Source organism: Novipirellula galeiformis, from assembly GCF_007860095.1.
Lineage (GTDB): Bacteria > Planctomycetota > Planctomycetia > Pirellulales > Pirellulaceae > Novipirellula > Novipirellula galeiformis.
Genome location: NZ_SJPT01000013.1, coordinates 14866 through 34467 on the forward strand (window position 1 = coordinate 14866; position 19602 = coordinate 34467).

At 54.4% G+C, this 19602-nt stretch carries 12 protein-coding genes; 9 read left to right on the forward strand and 3 right to left on the reverse strand.

Annotated features, from left to right (window positions below; translation table 11 throughout):
• Positions 1 to 20: 20 nt before the first annotated feature.
• Positions 21 to 1667 (reverse strand): DUF1549 domain-containing protein, encoded by a 1647-nt coding sequence (locus tag Pla52o_RS24125; protein WP_197169473.1) that lies wholly within the window; start codon positions 1665 to 1667, stop codon positions 21 to 23.
• Positions 1668 to 2328: 661 nt separating this feature from the next.
• Here Pla52o_RS24125 and Pla52o_RS24130 point away from each other — a divergent pair.
• The 3 genes from Pla52o_RS24130 to Pla52o_RS24140 all read left to right on the forward strand — a co-directional run bounded on the left by Pla52o_RS24130 (position 2329) and on the right by Pla52o_RS24140 (position 6889).
• Positions 2329 to 3273, forward strand: coding sequence for a 5'-nucleotidase (locus Pla52o_RS24130; protein WP_146597205.1), 945 nt, complete (start codon positions 2329 to 2331; stop codon positions 3271 to 3273).
• Between the two features lie 407 nt (positions 3274 to 3680).
• Entirely contained in the window at positions 3681 to 4430 is a 750-nt protein-coding gene (locus tag Pla52o_RS24135) for a hypothetical protein (protein WP_146597206.1), read from the forward strand.
• 281 nt (positions 4431 to 4711) lie between these two features.
• Positions 4712 to 6889: a family 16 glycoside hydrolase gene (locus Pla52o_RS24140; RefSeq protein ID WP_197169474.1), complete on the forward strand. Its 2178-nt coding sequence runs from the start codon at positions 4712 to 4714 to the stop codon at positions 6887 to 6889.
• Positions 6890 to 7458: 569 nt separating this feature from the next.
• On the opposite strand, the gene Pla52o_RS24145 is transcribed toward Pla52o_RS24140, so the two are convergent.
• Together Pla52o_RS24145 and Pla52o_RS24150 are read right to left on the reverse strand one after the other, a co-directional pair.
• On the reverse strand, positions 7459 to 8046 hold the full coding sequence (locus Pla52o_RS24145; protein WP_146597208.1) for a c-type heme family protein: 588 nt from the start codon (positions 8044 to 8046) through the stop codon (positions 7459 to 7461).
• Positions 8047 to 8315: 269 nt separating this feature from the next.
• Complete coding sequence (locus Pla52o_RS24150) at positions 8316 to 8723, reverse strand: hypothetical protein (protein WP_146597209.1); 408 nt, start codon at positions 8721 to 8723, stop codon at positions 8316 to 8318.
• A gap of 1059 nt (positions 8724 to 9782) precedes the next feature.
• On the opposite strand from Pla52o_RS24150, the gene Pla52o_RS24155 reads away from it, so the two are divergent.
• From Pla52o_RS24155 to Pla52o_RS24175, 6 genes are all read left to right on the forward strand, one after another.
• A complete protein-coding gene (locus tag Pla52o_RS24155) occupies positions 9783 to 11792 on the forward strand; it encodes a DUF1592 domain-containing protein (protein WP_146597210.1) in 2010 nt (669 codons plus the stop codon).
• A 53-nt stretch (positions 11793 to 11845) separates the two neighbouring features.
• Positions 11846 to 13210 (forward strand): DUF1552 domain-containing protein, encoded by a 1365-nt coding sequence (locus Pla52o_RS24160; protein WP_231612625.1) that lies wholly within the window; start codon positions 11846 to 11848, stop codon positions 13208 to 13210.
• Positions 13211 to 13667: 457 nt separating this feature from the next.
• Complete coding sequence (gene pgl, locus Pla52o_RS24165; protein WP_146597211.1) at positions 13668 to 14387, forward strand: 6-phosphogluconolactonase; 720 nt, start codon at positions 13668 to 13670, stop codon at positions 14385 to 14387.
• Between the two features lie 611 nt (positions 14388 to 14998).
• The gene (locus tag Pla52o_RS24170) at positions 14999 to 16864 is read left to right on the forward strand and encodes a CocE/NonD family hydrolase (RefSeq protein ID WP_146597212.1); all 1866 of its coding nucleotides are present in this window, start codon (positions 14999 to 15001) and stop codon (positions 16862 to 16864) included.
• Between the two features lie 46 nt (positions 16865 to 16910).
• Positions 16911 to 17045 (forward strand): hypothetical protein, encoded by a 135-nt coding sequence (locus Pla52o_RS27740; RefSeq protein ID WP_261343360.1) that lies wholly within the window; start codon positions 16911 to 16913, stop codon positions 17043 to 17045.
• 311 nt (positions 17046 to 17356) lie between these two features.
• A complete protein-coding gene (locus Pla52o_RS24175; protein WP_146597213.1) occupies positions 17357 to 19594 on the forward strand; it encodes a DUF1549 and DUF1553 domain-containing protein in 2238 nt (745 codons plus the stop codon).
• Positions 19595 to 19602 lie beyond the last annotated feature (8 nt).

Genomic DNA, 19602 nt, shown 5'->3' on the forward strand with positions numbered 1-19602 from the left:
GTATTCCTCCGTTACATGGATCAATGATTGAAGCGAAACTCGGTCGACACCAAACTGGCCCAGGTCAATTGTTGAATTGCCCGGGGCCGGTCCGATGACGAATTTAGAAAGTCGGCGACCCGACTTGATTCTTGTTCGTTAGGCATGCGCGAAAACACTCGCAAATAGAGTTCTTCGGCGAGCTGTGGATCGTCAAGCTTTTGTAAGCTCGCGACCAAGCCGTTCTTGACCGTTAGCCAGGAATGAATCAGGTTGCCATTGCGAAGAAACAGGGCTTGATCGGCAGCCGCATCAAACTGCGTGCTCTGGCCCGCGGCACCGAACACCTTGGCGAAGGTTTCGATGTGCTTCTGGACTGCGTCGTCGATCGGAGTCGCGTCGCTATCGGTTTCGGCGAGTTCGACATCGATGACACCCGTCGCCTGCATCATCGACCAAGCAAGTTGTTCGGGCGACAGCGGCTTGAGCCGGCCAACGGAATAGTGGTGATCATCTTCGGCCGTAACGTCGCCGGTACGATCTTCGAGGGACTGACTTTCGATAGTCCGATTTTCCACCGCCTGGCTGCTGCGTTGGTAGGTCCTGGTTAACGCCAATTCACGCAGCAGGTCACGCAAATCGTAATCGTGCTGGAGCAGTGAATCGGCTAACAACTCAAGCACCTGCGGGTGCGTTGCAGGATTTTGGGCGTGCATCATATCGAGCGGTTCGACGAGGCCTCGCCCCATCATCAACGCCCACATGCGATTGGCGATGTTTTCCCGAAAGGCTTGATTGGCATCATCGGTCATCGCGATCGCGAGTTGCTCTCGACGACTATAGACCGGAACGCCGCGAACATTCTTTTCCAGCTTGACCTTGTACAGTTCTTTTTCCGCCGGAGGATCGGCAAGCGGAGGCAGGTTCAACATTCGGGGAGCGGTGCCGGCCGTTTCACTGGTGAACACGGAGGTAAACTTCACATCCCCTTTCGCTTTTTCACCAATGGAAGTGACGCCGGTTTTAGGATCTTTGAACAAGTAGCTTCGTGTGATAAACGCAGTCAGGCCAAAGTAGTGTCGCTGCAGGTAGTCATCGACGGTCGGATGATCATGGCACTGGGCACACTGCAGGTCTCGCCCCAGAAAAATCCGCCCCAGGTCGCGAGTGACCTCGTCGCGTTGCAGTTCGCGATCGAGCAGAAACTTTGCCGCCGGTCGCGTCTCCGGCTGACTGCCGTCGGCGGAAAGCAGCTCGCGTACAAGTGCGTCCCAAGGTTTATTTTCCAATACCGACTGACGCAGAAACGTCCGCCACTCGTCGGCCGCAACGTGTTTGCCCGATCGGCGTTCCATCAGCAATTCGTCGAGAACGTACTGCATGCGTGTGGCGTGTTGGGGTGAAGCGAGTAGCGCGTCGATGGTCTGCGTCCGTTTCTCGGGCGACGGATCGCTGAGAAATGCTCGAACTTCCGTAGCGTTCGGAATGCAACCGCCAAGATCTAAATAGACACGACGCAGAAACATGGCGTCGTCGGCCGGGTCGGCTGCGGAGGCGTCGAACCCAGGCTGGACTTCGATCAACGCATCGATCTGTTCATGCAGCGGTGGCGTGGCGTTAAGCGGCGCAGAGAGAACCGCGGAAAAGCTGACGGCAATCAGCGTCCAGAGCGTGTGATAATGGAACATCACGACGGTCTCGGGTGGGTGGAATTTGGGGAAGGAACGCAACATGAATGTCGCGTAGCCCCCCACTATAGCCGATCCAGTGGCCGTCGTGGTAACGCAGTCGCCCAGGCCAGTGAAGTAGGGCCGGTTCCTACGCTCGAACGAAGCACCGGGATCGAGCACGTTATCGGATTGGGGCTGAATATGGTGCGATGTCCCCAGTGGTTCCTTGTCCCCAGCCGTTCAGGCTTCGCGCGCCGTATATGATGAGTTGGAGTTTTATTTATGATGGTTGAGGGTGTGACCAGATGCAGCGTGGCCTGTAGTTCACCCCCTTTGATCAAAACAGTCGTGAGTCATTTGCCTAGTCTCTCGGTGTGACTTGCTTCTTTCGGACGTGACTGTGGCTGCCACGGAATACGTGTAGATAAATCGGAGCTGTTCAAGTGCCACGACCAATGGAAGTGGTGGTTTCCAGCAACTAGCTTTTTCTTTACGGATGCTTCGAAAAAAACAAAGCGTTCTTCGCCAATATCAGTAAGCATACGTCGGCTGACTCGGCTCCCTTTTCAGACAATCCTGTGCACCTGCGTCGGACTTGCAGCGGCTTTGGCAATGGGTTATCAACGCCTCCTACCCGCTGAACAGAATCGATACACGACTAAAATTGCGATCAAACTAAATGGCCTACGAACTTGAGAATCGACTTGTGGTTGGTGTCGCATCTAGTGCGGTCTTTGATTTGTCGGACTCTGATGAAGTGTTTCGACGTGATGGCGAAGAAAATTACAGGCAATATCAAGAACAACACTTGAACGATCCCCTAGGCAAGGGAATTGCATTTTCATTTGTTCGGCGACTTTTGAGCCTCAACGACTTGAGTGCCGACCCGAACAATGACCCAATGGTTGAAGTCGTACTATTATCACGCAATGATCCTGACACAGGTTTGCGTGTAATGAAGTCGATTTCTCATTATGACCTGCGAATGACACGTGCGATTTTCATGCAGGGAAAATCGCCCATTGAGTACATTAAAGCATTGAATATCGCTCTTTTTCTTTCCGCCAACCGAGAGGACGTGAAAGCGGCGATTGCTAGGGAGCATCCGGCTGGACAGGTACTAGATTCGGCCGTCGTCGATGACGACCACGATAAGGAACTTCGAATTGCGTTTGACTTCGACGGTGTTCTCGCAGATGACGAATCAGAATCAGTGATGCAAACAAAGAACCTTGAAGAATTTCACGACCATGAAGTCAAGAACCTAACGCACCCCCACAATCCTGGTCCTTTAAAGGAGTTTCTGATGCGTATTGCAAAAATCCAATCTGCAGAAGAGGCGAAACGAAGAGAACAGCCCGACTACGTCAATAGACTTCGTGTATCGCTAGTCACTGCTCGAAATGCACCCTCACACGAACGAGCGATTAATACCCTGAAAAAATGGGGAGTTATGCCGAACGATGCTTTTTTTCTAGGTGGCATTGAGAAAAGGCGTGTACTGGAGGTATTGAAGCCGCATATCTTCTTCGACGACCAGTCTGGACACCTCGTTAAAGCAGCGACTGTCGCGCCATCTGTGCATATCCCGTTTGGCGTGACGAATCGAGCAACCGACCGGTGAGGTCGGATAGTGGTCGCATGACCGAGCGCACAGACAGGCTAGTGTTTCAATCCGGCGCAATCTGAAGTGGAAAGTTTGAGACACAGGAAGATTGATGCGACAGAAAACCTGGGGACTTCGCAAACGGAATGCCTTGTCGGCGCGCCCCGCCGTTTTCCCTTCAATGTCAGTCCGAAAACCAGGTAACACACTATTTTTGTCTGTGTTTAACCGGGTCGATGTTTAGACACCATCGACAAAAACGCGTGCATCCGTCGTTTTACATCGGCTAGGATATTCCCTGCACCACTCCATGTACGCCTGAAACCGCCAAGATCCCAGAGCGGCCAAGTTCAATACATGATTTATCAGAAGACAGTTAGAAATCGCCGGACATGTCCCAATTCGTTAGTCAGGTGAAAATGATTATGAATCGAAAATCACGTCAGCAACTCTACGCCTATCAAGGAAACTGCTGCCACAGTTGCGGACTCAACATTTTTGAGGTTATCGAGCGTTACGGAACGATTAAGCGTCGGTTTGAGTTCCACCACGTTGCCCCGGCACAGAAAGCCCCCAACTACCATAATCTCATACGACGCGTAATCAGCACTGATCAACTTGATGAGCTTGACAAATGCGTCCTCCTATGCGATCAGTGTCACAATATCGTTCATGCACAAAATATCCAGATGCGAATGGAAATTGAAGTTCGTGTTGCTGATCGCTCATGCAGACAAACTTTTGTTGGACAGGCAATTGTGGATGCAAAAGAACACTCAATAACATTTTTGACGAACGAGCGCCCGACAGTCATTCCGTACCGTCTTGTTGTAGCACGTCAATCGCAGACGTTGGTTTTTGGTTCTGAGTTGAGTAATGAGGCTTTGTTGCCGGAACTAATCGCAGAGCTTCCTTCATCCGCGGAATTTTCGATCTACGAATGGAAATCCGGACGACGCGTCTTCATGGGACGACATCTTGATCACGAGAACTGCGAACTAACACAAAGTATTTGCTGCGACTTTATGCAATGGGACTTATTTGGCGAAACACCCGAGGACCGAGTTGCTTGGTTGAGAAATGGTTTTATGTTGACACGAGACGGTGGCGTAACCGCCGAAGGATCGATTACCGCAACCACAAAGTACAAAACAAGTCCATCGGATCGTTGCTAAAGCCGCAACTGATTTGACCGCCGAGCAGAGGAACCTAGGGAGCTAGCATTTTCTTGGCTCTTCGTCTCCTTTCCGCAAACCTCGATAGTACCCGCGAAAAGCTCAACGACCTCTTCTTGAAGGTAAAACCGAACGACTCCAAAGCTCACCGCCGCCGGTCTCTCCTACTCCCATCGGTAATTGAATTCACTTTGATTCCTTGCGTTTGGCTTGACAGAGCAGGAATGGAGTATCATGGAGCGTGCATTCTTCGTTTGTCTCTTCTGGATAGGTCTGCTGCGATGCGATTGCTTGGCTTGGTCAACTGTTTGTGGCTGTTGTTGGTTGCTTGTGGAGGAATTTGTTCAAATCCCAGCCTTGCGGATGAAGCGGATGAGCCAGGCGAATCCGCCGCCAAGGACGTTTCGGTGGTGTCGCCCGAAGATGATTGGAGTCAACCTTCGTTTTGGCGGACTGGCAAAGGAAAACCGGTGGGAGAGGCCTGGGAGTTCGCTGATGGGGAGGTTCGCTTGGTGAAACCTCGCACCGGAGATGGAAATATCCTCAGCCCTCCCCTGCCCCCTAATTTTGAACTCGCTTGGGACTGGAAGATCTCTCCCAAAACCAATTCGGGACTGAAGTACCGAGTCCGCAAATTTGGTAACCGTTACTTGGGGGTTGAATACCAGATTATTGACGAGGCGATCCCGCTGAAAGAGCCTAGCAAAGGCTCAACCGCTTCGATCTACGATCTGCAAGCTCCGACACTCGACAAACCTCTGAAACCTGCTGGCCAGTGGAATCATGCCCGGGTGGTCGCCCGTGGAACTCACTTGCAACATTTTCTAAATGGAAAGCAGGTCGCTGAAATTTCGACCGTGGGCACAGCCTGGGACGCGAGCTATGTACGGAGCAAGTTTTTTGAGGAGTCCGGTTTTGCCCAACCCCGTGAGGGAGACCGGGTGATGTTGACCGATCATGGTGGGCAAGCCGCTTACAAAAACTTTCAATTGACGGTGTTGCCGGCACCCACCGAAGCTGACGTTTCCTCATCCATCGCCGGACCGTTTCTTGCGAACGGGATGCGCAACAGTTGGGCGGATCAAAACTCAATCGTGTTGTGGACTCGGACGACCAAGAATCCAGAAGCGAAGATGGATGGACTGCCTTTTGTGAAATTGTCCAAGGGCAAAGCAAAGAAGCTGGCGACGGGGACTGACGCGAAAAAACTTCTTGACGCACAGTTGCCCGCCGGAGCGGAACTGGACCAGATGCTCGGAGCGTGTCCCGGAATCGCAGGCGAGGTGCGATTGACCTATTTCCCAAAATTGAAACGCTACGATTCGAAGACCACCCCGTGGAAGACGACGGTCGCTGAAGAAGATTTCACGGCTCAGTGGGCTTTGAAAGATCTAAAGCCAGGTACCGAGTACGCGGCAATCGTGGAAACGCGGCCGGTGGGCAACGATGGAGTTCCGGCGGAAGCTCTGTCGGCGGTTTTGCGAGGCGGCTTCGAAACGGCGCCCGATGCGAGCCGCGATCAAGACGTACGGTTCTGTATGACAACCTGCCACGATTTCATTCGCCGCGATGATGGCGATTTGGGACACAAAATCTATCCCGCCTTTGAACAGATTGGACCTGATTTTGTCGTGCACGCCGGAGACATCGAATACTACGACAAACCCGATCCATGGGCGATGACAAAGGAATTGATGCGGTTTAAATGGCAGCGTATTTTTGCCTTGCCCAACAATCGTCGTTTCTATGCAAACCACACCACTTACTTCATCAAAGATGACCACGACACATTGAAAAATGATTGTTGGCCGGGCGAACGCTACGGATCGGTTTCCTTTGAAGAAGGCGTCCAATTGTTCAACGAAGAACAATTCCCCTCGCACCAGCCTCGGTACCAAACGGTTTCGTGGGGCAAGCATACCCAGATGTGGATCTTGGAAGGACGCGATTTTCGAAGCCCCAACAACATGCCGGACGGACCTGAAAAGACGATCCTTGGGAAGACACAAAAAGAATGGCTGTTGCAGACGCTGAAAGATTCCGACGCGACGTTTAAGTTGCTTTTCAGTCCGACGCCGATCGTGGGGCCTGACCGTGAAAACAAGAGTGACAACCATGCCAACGACAACTTCGTTCACGAGGGGGACGAGCTGCGGCGGGCCTTTGCAGAGATCGACGGTTTGATCATCTTCTGCGGCGATCGCCATTGGCAATACGCGTCGCTGGACGAAAAATCGGGGCTGTGGGAATTCGGCTGTGGCCCCGGAAGTGCCGACCATGAACTGGGCTGGAAGCCAGGTGACAAACGGCCGACGCATCAATTCCTGCGAGTCGCTGGTGGCTTTTTGTCAGGCCGAGTTAAAGCCAAAGGAATGGATGGCAAGCCCGAGCTGACGCTGCGTCATCATGAAGTGAATGGGAAACAAGTCAGCGAGTTCCATTTTCCCGTCAAGGAATGATCGATAAGGCGAGCATGAGGAAGAGCAGGTTTGCCGAGTGATCGGTCGAACGCAGCCCTTGGTTGGCTTGGGTTGGGGCGAATCGATGACTCGAAAATACAAACGCAAATCCCCCACCGCCGCCATTAGGCTGTTGCCTTTCCTCTTTGGGATTCGTTCCGGGATGCGGATTGAAACGCGGAGTGGCGGAGGAGCGGAGAATCGCGGAGGTAAAAAGGACATGAGCCGAAATGGACGAGGGGCTGGGCTTAGTCGGAACCTCGCGGACCTTGTTGGTTGCTGACGACTCGGCGTAGTCCGTCGATCCGCTTGGCTTCGTGGAAGTGGAGCAGCAGGTCGGCACGAAACGCACATGGATCACGCAGTTCGTCGTACTGGCAACCACAAAGAACGCCTTCACCTCCTCTGCGATGCTCCGCGTTTCCAACCGATGCCGCCGCAACAGGCGGGCGGAAAAATGGAACGGTATTGCTCCTGTCCTTATTTCCTCCGCCAGCGTCGCTTTGATCGCCGCATGAGGGTCGAGCGTATCGTAAGCAAATAAGATCGAAACACTCTGCCGAGCTACGTTACGGCTCAGAACGCAATGGAATGCTGACGACCAGGCCAGCAAATCTCTTGCGGCCACTGTTTTGAAAGATGCCTTCATGGCAACTCAAACAACCGCCCGTTAATGGAATCGCCAGAGCGCGGCGATAATATCCGTCTTCCACCAATTCGACGTGTGTGGAACCTGTGGCGATCTCCTTCGCCGCTCGCTTTTCAAATTCACTCTTGGGGGCGTGGTCGACGCTCATGGGCTTGAGGCTCGCCGATATCCAACGTGCTTCAACACCCGACTGATCTTCGATATCGGAAAAGATGTCCTGCATCGCCCGCGCTGGAAGCAGGGACTTGTCACGATGAAAGTATCGGTCATGTAACATCGCCAGCGTTGACTTGTAAACATCCTGCATCACCGTCGCACGATCGCGTGCCAGCTCGACGGACAGTTCCTTCGTCTCAATATGCTGCGTTTCGGTTGCAGGCGACTCGTTGTCCGCGGGACGTTCCGAGGGTTTGCTTTGCGCGACGTCGTCGCTGCGTCCTCCAGGAGCAACAGCTGCATACGCGGCGGCGCAAATCATCAGCAACCCAATCAATCGAGTGATCCTCATCTCTGACGCTCCCACGCACAGGGTGACCAACGACACGAGGGGCAAATCCCAGCCACTCCCAAGGCGTGACCCACTGGAACTTGGTGGCGGCCGTTGCTATCCTCGAATTATGCACCCGCATGTCTAGAATTGCAAGCGAGTAACCATGGGCGAAGCAATTACGAGCCTCCGCTCCACCGTTTCGCAGTCGGCGTCCACGTCGTCGGCGTCCACGGCATTCACTGCTGACCCTTTTTGTTACGCTCAGCCTTTTTGCTACGCCGCTCGGTTTAGGAATCGAGCAACAACGGGAGTGTCGCGATGCCTGCGATCACAAACAACAAGATCGTTGCGGCGCACCCCTTTCGTGGTTCGATGCCCAGTTCGTGCGTCAAACGTTCGATGAACTTCTTTGATTCCTTCAACCTCACGCCCGTAGCTTCTTTGTAAAGCTTGACAGCTTTGAGCTTGCTGCCCGCTTGGATGGCATCGAGAATTTCGTCGATCTGTTTCCCATCGAGATCCTTGTCCCAGGAAACGGTTGCGGTGCCAGCGGGGAGACCCTCTACGTAGTTCTTGGCAGCGACAAGGGAGCTTCCCGTCCATTGTTTGTACAGCTTGACTGCATTGAGTTTTCGCCCCGCTTGTAGTTCAAGGCGAATCGTGTCGATTTGTTCGTCGGTTAGCTTGTCGGCCACGAAGTGCCTCCCTTGTGCAAAATGGTTGTTATCGACCGCCGAGTGTCGTTCGGATTGCGGATCTTCAATTGTTTGAAGACGTCGTAATTTGTCGCTTCTTCTCGGGCCGCACTTTTGACTTCAAACACGACCAGCGGCACCGCTTTAATGTGCAGAATGCCATCGGGAATACATTTTTCACTGTCAACGATTTCGAGTTGGTTGACGAGCTAGAAGAGCTTGTGCCCCGATTTGTAGTCAGCGGACGACTCAACCGCAAGCGATGCTTCTGATGTAGTGGATCTTGCTAAAGATCCTCTTGCAGGACGTGTAGCCACGTCCACTACGATTGACAATTCGCGATAGTCGATCCGTTGCACATACAGATCTTTTTGGTGGTGGTCTTCGCGTTTGGTCTAGAAGCCATCGGCGGCCGTGCATGCGGTGAGTTACCGAATCACCGCTTCGATTTCGCCGGGCGTGATGTTGTCCGCCGCATACTTCGCGATTCTCCGCGCCTCCGCGTTTATATCTTTCCCGTGTGTTTTTTTAGCGCGGAGTGACCGAGCCTTTGCAATTCACGATGCGGCGGAGAGCCACTCGCAACAGAACCATTGCGTTCTCCTGACCATCTCTTTGCCAGATTTCCTGAAGCCGTTCGCATGTGCCCACGACAGTGAAAAGGGGGCATCCGCCGTTTTGCTATTCAAGGCACATTGGCCTCGCTCGTTTGGGTTTCACCCCATTCAGGTTCAGCAGCTTGCTTCGATACTCCGACCTCCGTGCTCTGATGTTGCTACTGAAATTGCCCCCCCCTGACATTCCGGCCGCGGTAATCGCGGCGGCCCCCCCCATTACAGAGCTTCGGCGTCCCTGCGAACAAGCCAAGGGTGCGTGTGAACCCGAAAAGACGCATTTTGACGAAAAAGGAGGACAAAACCGCGTGAACTCAGGTGCCGGTCGATTGTTGTTTTGCTTTCCAGTTTGAATTGGTACAATGTGACGTCCCACCGAGAGACCTGGCTTCTCTCTCCCCCCCTCCTTTGGAAACGCGACATCGCGCGCGTGACGGAATTGCTGATGGCAAGACCACCACGATATTGCAACGCAACGCCTTGCTCATCGACGCGCTGCATCTATCTGCTCGTTTTGCTGATCGGATCACTGCTTAGTAATCACGCGATAGCCAATCCGAATGAAGCCACTTGGAAGGCAGATTTTGAAGCCCATGTTTTGCCGCTGATGAAAACGCATTGCTTGGATTGTCATCGCAAGGACAATGCGGAAGGGGAGTTTGACATCCAACAATATGCGGATGCCAACACAGCCCTGAAGCACATCGATTCATGGGAACGAGTCGTCAAGCGGATTAGCCTGGGCGAGATGCCTCCCGAAGGTAACGAACCCCTTCAACCTGATCAAAAAGCGAAGGTCCAAGCTTGGTTTGATTCCCGTCCAAAGCCGAATCTGTGCGATGAGCTGGCGTCGGAGGAGACGCAAAAGTGGTATCGCGGCACGGTGATGTCGCGTCGCTTGACCCGCAGCGAATACCGTTTTGCGGTCGAGGATCTCGTCGGCAAAGTGTTACCCGAGTCGATCAGTCTGCCGTCGGACGGCAGCGGTGGCGAGGGCTTTGACACCAACGGTGACTCGCTGTTTCTTTCTCCGATTCACCTCGAAGGCTATCTTCGCGGCGCGGACTGGGCTATCCAACAACTGCTCGCCCCTGACAATAGCACCGAGTTCGTGTTGGCAAACGAAACGTCACTGGACCGCGACGCCGCCAACGGGATAGTCGAACGCTTCGCACGCCGAGCTTGGCGACGCCCTATTGCCGAGGACGAGCTGGAGCGGTTGATGGTCTTGTACGATGCCACGTTGGCTCGAGCTCAGGACAATTCAGGTTCCAAACAAGATCACGCTGCGTTCCAACAAGCCGTCGCACAACCGCTCAAAGCGACGTTGTTGTCCCCCAACTTTCTATTCGTCGTGGAGCGTGAGTCGGACCAGGGAGGCGTCCAGCGTCTGACTCCGCACGAACTTGCGATGCGGTTGGCGTTGTTCATTTGGTCCTCGATCCCGGATGCCGAATTAGCGGCGTTGGCGGATTCGGGGGAGAACCTTGACGACGTGATCGTGAAAGCACAAGTCGCCCGCATGCTGTCAGATCCGCGTGCCAGTCGCCTCGGTGAGAATTTTGGGCTGCAATGGCTCGGACTCACCGACCTGCAACGCAAAGTACAGCCCGACCGCGAGCTGTTCCCCGATTTTGATCCCGCCCTTGTTGCCGACATGCGTCAGGAAGCGATTACCTTTGTCAGCGATATTTTCCAACACGACCGACGTTTGCTCGACTTGATTGATGGCGACCATGTGATAGTCAATCCACGTTTGGCCGCACATTATCAACTTTCGCAGCCGGACGATTCGTTTCCGAGTTCCACGGACAAGACGGATGCATCTTGGCAGCGGTTGAAAGTGGAAGATGGACGTCGCGGAGGGGTGATCACCCTGGGTGCGGTGCTGGCGAGCACCTCGCATGCGCGGCGAACCAGTCCGGTGCTGCGTGGCCAATGGATCCTAAGTGAAGTGCTTGGTTCGGCCGTCCCGCCACCGCCTCCGAACGTTCCTGCGTTAGAAGGGGTCGCCGACGATGGTAAACCCCGTTCGTTACGCGAACAGCTCGAAGTCCATCGCGACAATCCCGCTTGTGCATCGTGTCACAGTCGCATGGATCCGCTCGGCTTTGGCTTGGAAAACTTTGATACCGTAGGCCGGTGGCGAACCGCCGACGGCGAGTTTCCGATAGACGCCAGCGGTCAGCTTCCCTCGGGGCAAACTTTTAGCGGTCCAAGCGAGCTAAAGAAGCTCATCGCCCAACGTGACAACGATTTCCGCAAACACTTTGTCAAGAAGCTACTCGGCTTCGCGCTGGGACGGTCACTCAACAAGTTTGATGATTGTGTGGTGACCGAGTGTTTAGAGCAGCTAAAATTGCACAATGACCACGCGGCGTGTTTGATCGAAACGATTTGTTTGAGCCATCCGTTTCAACATCGCTTTTTCAAACCACCGCAACCATCGGAGTAACGTCACTCCATCATGAAACTCACTCGACGGCATTTCCAGGGACGATTCTAACGATGACCCATCAACCGATTCCGACGCCAGACACCCCCGATCGACGCCGTTTTCTGAAAGGCATGGGCGTGTCACTGGCACTCCCGTGGATGCACTCCGCACTCGCTCCGTCGGCTCGCGCGGCCGTCGATGCCGCCGGTGGCAATGCACCAATCCGATCGGCGTTTCTGTACTTCCCCAATGGCGTTTGGGAGAAAGCATGGGTGCCTGAGACGCAAGGGCCTGACTACGAATTAACTCCCTCGCTGCAACCGATCGCCCCCGTCCGTGACGATGTGTTGGTGCTAACCGGCTTAGATAAGAAGCACAGCCATGGCGGGGACGGACACTATGCCAAGACGGCTAACTTCTTGACCGGAATGCCCGTCACCAAAACGACCAGCAAGGATATCAGTAGTGGTGGGATTTCGGTGGATCAAATGATCGCGAAACACCAAGCCGGCCAGACTCCTATTCCCTCCTTAGAATTGGCCACCGAGCCCGTGGTTTCGGGGATCGACAGCAACGTGGGCTACACCCGATTGTACGGTTCTTATATTTCTTGGGAGACCCCGAATCGTCCCGTCGCTAAGGAGATGAGTCCCCGGATCGTCTATGATCGCTTGTTTGGCCATGCATCCAAGACGAGCCACGAGGAATCCGAATCGTATACGAATTTGCTCGACTACGTGCTCGAGGATGCGAAACGCGTACGTGGCCGTTTGGGACGTGACGACCAATTTAAGATGGATGAATACCTCGACGCGGTTCGTGCGGTCGAGCGACGGATCGAGCATGCGGCCCATCATGGGGGTCGCGACTGGGAACCGAGTGTCGATCCAGTTGAAATCGCCCGACGTCGCCCGGGCGTGCCCAATGATTTTCGTGAACACATCGATGTCATGCTGGACCTAATGGTACTGGCGTTCCAAACCGATTCGACCCGAGTGGCGTCGTTCATGTTTGCCAATGATGTTTCGGGACGCAATTTCTCGTTTCTCGATGGCGTCGCAGGAGGGCATCACGAAATGAGTCATCATGAAAACAAGGAAGCGAAAATCAGTCAGTACCAACAGATCACGCATTGGCACGTCCAGCAATTTGCTCGTCTGCTAGAGAAGATGAAAGGCATCCGTGAAGGCGAGTCGACCTTGTTGGACAATTCGATGATTTTATTCGGATCAAGCATCTCGGATGGTAACCGTCACGATCCCGACAATTTGCCAATCCTGGTCGGCGGGCGTGCCGGAGGCAAATTCAACAGCGGTCGCCATATTGCCTACAAAGATGTTCCCCTCTGCAATCTGTACCATTCGATGTTGAACGCAAGCGGGATCGACGTCGAGTCGTTCGGCGACAGCACCGGTCCCTTGACCGAGCTCAGCTAAGGCCCTCCGGCGGCAGCGATTGCGGGGCTACGATACACCGTCGCGTCCTCCGGCGATTGCATGGCAATCCTTCCTGGTCACTCTCCACCTGATTCTTCGCGATCGCGACGAAAGCACCTCGCTGCGGGTGTCAGCTCGCAGAAACGCCCTCCCCTGGGCCCGGATCCGAAGTCACGATCGTGACTCGCTCGGCGCAAGCGACGTTTTACCCGCGGCATACACCGTGGGCTAAGCGCCTTAGTCGCTATCGGAACGAAAGCAAAGATGCTCTAATCTTGGACCCCATCACCGGCGCAGCCCCTTAATGAAGCCAGTACCGATCGGCCCATCGCGGTGAAATCCGCCGTAAATCGAATGCGACGCGCGGTGGGATTGGTAACGTCAAAACAGAATTGCCCTGGGGAATGTTTAAGAGAACAACCAGGGCGAACGTGGCATCCATTTTTTAGAAAAAAACATGAGTATTGAAACAAAAACCTTGGCCGACCCTTCCTCCGTCGCAGCCGCCTTTGCCGCCGATTTCGCCGCCTGGGTCGAAACACAAGGACAAGACAAAATCACCGTAGCCCTTTCGGGTGGCAGCACCCCCAAGATGCTGTTTGAGCTATGGGCAAGTGAGTATGCGGACAAAATTGATTGGTCCCGCATTCACTTTTTCTGGGGCGACGAGCGATGTGTCGATCCGGACGACAGCGAGAGTAACTACGGCGTTGCCAAAACACTGTTCTTCGACAAAATCCAAATCGCCGAAGACAACGTGCACCGTGTCCATGGTGAGTCCGATCCCGACGACGAGCGACTGCGTTACGAAAACGAAATTTACAATCATGTTGAGATCGACGAAAACGCAATCCCTCAATTCGACCTGGTGATTCTGGGAATGGGAACGGATGGGCACACCGCCTCGATATTCCCTCATCAAAGTCAATTCTTGAAATCGGTCCAGGTTTGCGAAGTGGCGATTCACCCCGAGACCGCTCAAAAGCGCATCACGCTAACCGGCCCTGTGCTCAACGGAGCCAAGAAGGTCGCGTTCCTGATCACGGGCGAAGAAAAAGCGGACGTGCTGGCCCAGGTGATCAACAAGACCGGTGAGTTCGAAAGTTTCCCTGCGTCGCATATCGAACCAGAAAACTTGACCTTCTACGTCGACCAAGCGGCAGCCAAGAGCCTGTAATGCGACTGCGCTAACGCACGGATCGAGTCTCAGTGGGGGTGGTGTCGCAATCGCCCCCACGCCTCCTTGCGTCCTCCGCTGAAGTGGTCGTTCATGCGACCGTTCGCGAATCGTGGCCCCGCTCCCCCCCCTTCATCGCATCTCCGCTTTGCCCGTAAGTGTTCTGCGAACCTTCGATGATTCGATTGCGGGACGTTCCCCTTGCCTCGGGCCAACCCTCTCCTCTGATCCATCTCCTCTGATCCATCTCCTCTGCGCCATCTCCTCTGCGCCATCTCCTCTGCGACATCTCCTCTGCGCCATCCTGTTGCCTGAATTAGATCAATCTAACAACGGACTTGGGATTCAAACCGTAACTGCGTTTTGCCAGTACGTGGTCCATCGACTAGCGACGGCAGCGACATCAAAATTCAAAAGGCTCTAGCGAACGAGGAAAAAGGCACAGCCTCCTTCCCCCTGGTATCCATCGTCCGGTGTATCATCGGAGCTACCAATCCCCGATAGCGTTTTCCGATTGATCGATGCGTTTGTAAATCGCTTGAATCATCTGGATTAGGTTCGCTAACGGCAAGCCCATTTCACGAACCGATGCATCCTGGAGAAATTCTCACATGGCTTTATTGATGCCCACCGTTCTGATCCCTCATCCCTTGCGCCGATCCCGTGTGGCTTGGTGTATTGCCGTGATGTTGGCAGCAAGCTTTATCACTTTTTCAGCTTCGGTCGCACGAGCTCAACCGCAAGCGGGTGAAATTTCCTCTGCTAGCTACGAAGTGCTTGACGAATTAAATCGCGCCGCGCCGATGCGCGACGGGGTGGAGTTAAAGTTGGATATTTTTCGTCCGAAAGATGACGGACGTTTTCCCGCCATCTTGCAAATGACGCCCTACAACAAGAACGGCCAAGCGGCGCGGGCCCGGCGTTTTGCAACACGCGGTTATGTGGTGATCAATGTGGATTCCCGCGGTCGATTTGAATCGGGTGGCGATTGGGATCCCTTTTCCCCGTTACATAAAACCGACGGTTACGACTTAGTCGAGTGGATCGCCAAGCAACCTTGGTGTACCGGCAACGTCGGCACCTACGGGCTTTCTTATATGGGGTGGGCCCAATGGTGGACCGCTACCCAATCGCCACCGTCACTAAAAGCGATGGTTCCCGAGGTAGCTCCGCCCGATCATTTTTATAACGCACCTTATCAAAACGGCATCCTGGTTTGCTGGATGATGGACTGGGGTGGGACCAATTCGGGTCGCGCGTCACATTCGGTAGGCCCCGGACCCTATGGTGGTTTCGCGGTCAACCGCGAGCAGGCCTACCGGCAACTTCCCTACATCGAATTTGACAAGTCACGTGGGCATTTGCCGACGGATTGGTGGCGTAAATGGATCACTCAAAACACCGCTGCGGGAAAGTACTGGCGTGACATCGCCTACCAAACGCCGGAACATTACGCAGCGGCGAACGTCCCGACACTGGCGATCAGCGGTTGGTTTGACGGCAATTTCCCCGGCACGCCGATGAATTACCTGGGCATGAAACAGCATGGTCGCTCCCCGGCGGCTCGCCGCCCCCAAATGGTGATTGGGCCTTGGGAGCACATCATCAATCGTCATCAGCAAGCCGCAGGTGTCGATTTTGGTCCCCAAGCCATCATCGACTGGGATGGCTACATTTGCCGCTGGTTCGACTTTCACTTAAAGGGCATCGAAAACGGCGTGATGGACGCACCGCCGGTGCATGTGTTTGTGATGGGCAAGAACCAATGGCGTGCGGCTCAGGATTGGCCGCTACCCGAAACGCAGTTCACCAAGTACTACCTGCACAGCGGCGGCCCAGCCAATTCGTCCGCTGGCGATGGGAGTCTTCGTCTCGAACCCCCGAGCGATCAAGAACCCGATGTCTATCGCTATGATCCAGAAAACCCGACGCCCTCGGCGGGATTCACCAATGGCCACATCGACGGCCCTCGCGATATCAGCGTCTCCGCAGCACGCAACGATGTGCTGGTCTACAACACCGAGGTGCTCACGCAGGACGTTGAGATCGTCGGGCCGATCACGGCGAAGCTGTATGCAGCGACCAGCGCCAAGGACACCGATTGGATGGTGCGTTTGTCCGATGTTCACCCCGATGGACGAGCGATGTTTCTAGCCGAAGGGGTAATGCGGGCGCGGCATCGTGATCCACAGCGAGGCGGCGCCTTCAATCCGGAACAACTCAGCACGATCACTCCCGGAAAAGCGAGTGAATATACGATTGAATTTTGGCGTCCGACTGGAAACCTGTTTGCCCGCGGCCATCAAATTCGGATCGAAATCTCGAGCAGTTACTACCCGTATTATCTACGGAACCTCAATACCGGCGAAGACAACATCGGGCTGGCTGAAACATCGATCGTCGCTGAACAGACGATCTTTCATGACAGCGAACGGCGATCCCACGTGGTGCTGCCGATCATCCCCGCCGGGAAGTAGTCTGGGCAGCGAAGGCATATGGGCCGCTAGAACATGTTGAAAAACGATGTCGGCTCAAAAAAGTAGCTACGTTCGCCAGAACGTGGCCCACCGCGAACGCGACGGTATCGACATCAATCATGGCAACGTCAACTTTTTCTCAGTCCCGCTGCTTAGCCATTACTCAGGATTCTTTCCGTAGATTGGCCGGTTTGGTGTTGGCGGCCTGTTGGTTTGCTTAGCGGCTTGGGATTGTCCACAACGATTCCTGCCTACATGCTCCATCCCGCCGGTTCAAGTGTTTTGGATGGTGCTACGCACGAGCGTCAGACAGGAGGGTGTGCCAGACCTAAGCAGGGCGTCCACGTGGGGGGAGAATCGCGGAATCGGCGAAACAGCCCCTCTTTTGGCTGTGCTGGACTCGCACTCGCTGGTCGGATATAATACGGGCGGTCCATTGGACCTCCTGCCCCCGATTACGGGTCCCTTCCCAGTCATAATTGACCTCCAGCCATGCGATTCGACATCCACTGTCGCGTATCAGCTCATGCTCGACGGATCTTAGTTTGCCTGTTTCTAAGTGTGAGTGTTGGACTTCACGCAAGCGAGTCCGAGTCGACCATCAGCTTTGTCAATGACATCGCTCCGGTGTTGACCAAGGCGGGCTGTAACACCGGAGTGTGTCACGCGAAGGCGGGCGGAGGCCAAAATGGTTTTCAGCTTTCATTGCTCGGCTTCGAGCCGCTCGAAGACTATGAGCACACGGCACTCGAGGGACGTGGTCGACGTCTTTCTCCCGCGTCCCCCGATCAAAGTCTGTTGTTGCAGAAGGCCTCGGGACAGACTCCGCATGGCGGAGGCATTCGTCTGGAGCCCGATTCAGAAGGCTACGCGGTGATGCGTCGCTGGATTGCTCAAGGAGCGCCACTGGGACCTGAACAAGAAATTCAACTGGTGTCAGTGGAGGTTCAGCCAGCCGAAGGTTTACTGCAATGCAATTCAGAACAATCGCTGAAAGTGATCGCCCACTATTCGGACGACAGTGTCCGCGATGTCACGAAGTTAGCATTGTATGAATCGAATGACCGCGCGATGGTTGAAGTATCTGAGGGCGGATTGGTCAAGGCACTCGATCTGCCCGGTCGCGCCGCGGTGATGGTCCGCTACCAAGGTCAAGTCTCGGTATACAGCGCATCGATCCCGTTGGGTGCCGAGGTGGCTGAGTTACCCACGCCTAATAACTTCATCGATGAACGGGTCTTTGCAAATTTGCAGGAACTGGGTATTCCACCGTCTCCGTTGTGTGACGATGCGACGTTCTTGCGACGGGTCAGCTTGGACATCGCCGGCCGATTGCCCAGCGTGGCGGAAACGGAAGCGTTTTTGGCCAACCCGGATGACGATCGCAGAGACCAAGTGATCGATTCGCTGTTGCGCAGCCCTGAGTACGCTGATTACTTCGCCAACAAGTGGACGACGCTGCTGAAGAATCGCCGTGATGATCGTAGCGACATCACATCGAATTTTGCCTTTCATGCATGGTTGCGCGACAGTCTGTTGGCGAATCGCCCCTATGATCAAATCACGCGTGAACTCTTAGCGGCAACGGGTACCGTGATCGCAAACCCCGCGGTCGCTTGGTACAAGCGAGTCAAAGAGCCGAATGCTCAACTCGAGGACGTTGCCCAATTGTTCCTCGGCGTTCGCATGCAGTGTGCTCAATGTCACCACCACCCCTTTGAACGCTGGAGCCAAGACGACTATTACGGTTTGGCCGCGTTCTTCAGCCAAGTGGGACGCAAACCGACGGCGGTCCCCGGCGAAGACTTGATCTTTCATCAACGAGGCATGGCGGGTTCCAAGAATATCAAGACGGGCCAGACGATTCCGCCCGCCGCGTTAGGAGATGACGTTGGCGTGATCAGCGCTGATGAAGACCCACGCCTAAAGCTGGCCGATTGGATGGCAGCCGAACAGAATCCGTTCTTTGCGAAAGCCTTGGTGAATCGATACTGGAAACACTTTCTATCGCGGGGCTTGATCGAGCCCGAAGATGACATTCGCGACACCAATCCACCGACCAACCCACTGTTGCTCGAGGCATTGGAACGGCATTTTGTCGAAAGTGGCTACGACTTGAAGGAACTGGTTCGTGTAATCACGAGTTCGCGAGCCTATCAACTGAGTGCCGCTCCAAACGATCAAAACTTGGTCGATCGCCAAAACTACTCGCGGTTCTATCCCAAACGATTGCAAGCGGAGGTGTTGCTCGATTCGATTGACAACTTGGCAGGTTCTCGCACGGACTTTGCCAACCTGCCCGCAGGCACTCGAGCGGTCGCACTGCCGGACAACAGCTACAATAAATCGTCGCCCTTTCTGAAGGTATTTGGACGCCCCGAAAGTTCCAGCGTGTGTGAGTGCGAGCGAGTCCAATCGGCGAGTTTGGGGCAAAGTCTGCACCTGCTCAACGCCGCAGACATCAAATCCAAGCTTGCTTTCGCAGGTGGCCGCGCCGATCGGTTCGTCAAAACAGAGATCGCGCCCGAGGCGCAAGTCCGCGAGCTATATCTCGCCGCCTTTTCACGGCCACCTCGAGCGGACGAGTTGGCGACCGCCATTGCCTATCTGGCTGAACCACGTACGGATGCGGAAGGAAAACCGCTCGACGCAGCTCGAGTCGCTCGCGAGAATTTGCATGATTTATTGTGGGCATTGATGAATACAAAAGAATTTTTGTTCAACCACTGAGTACAACA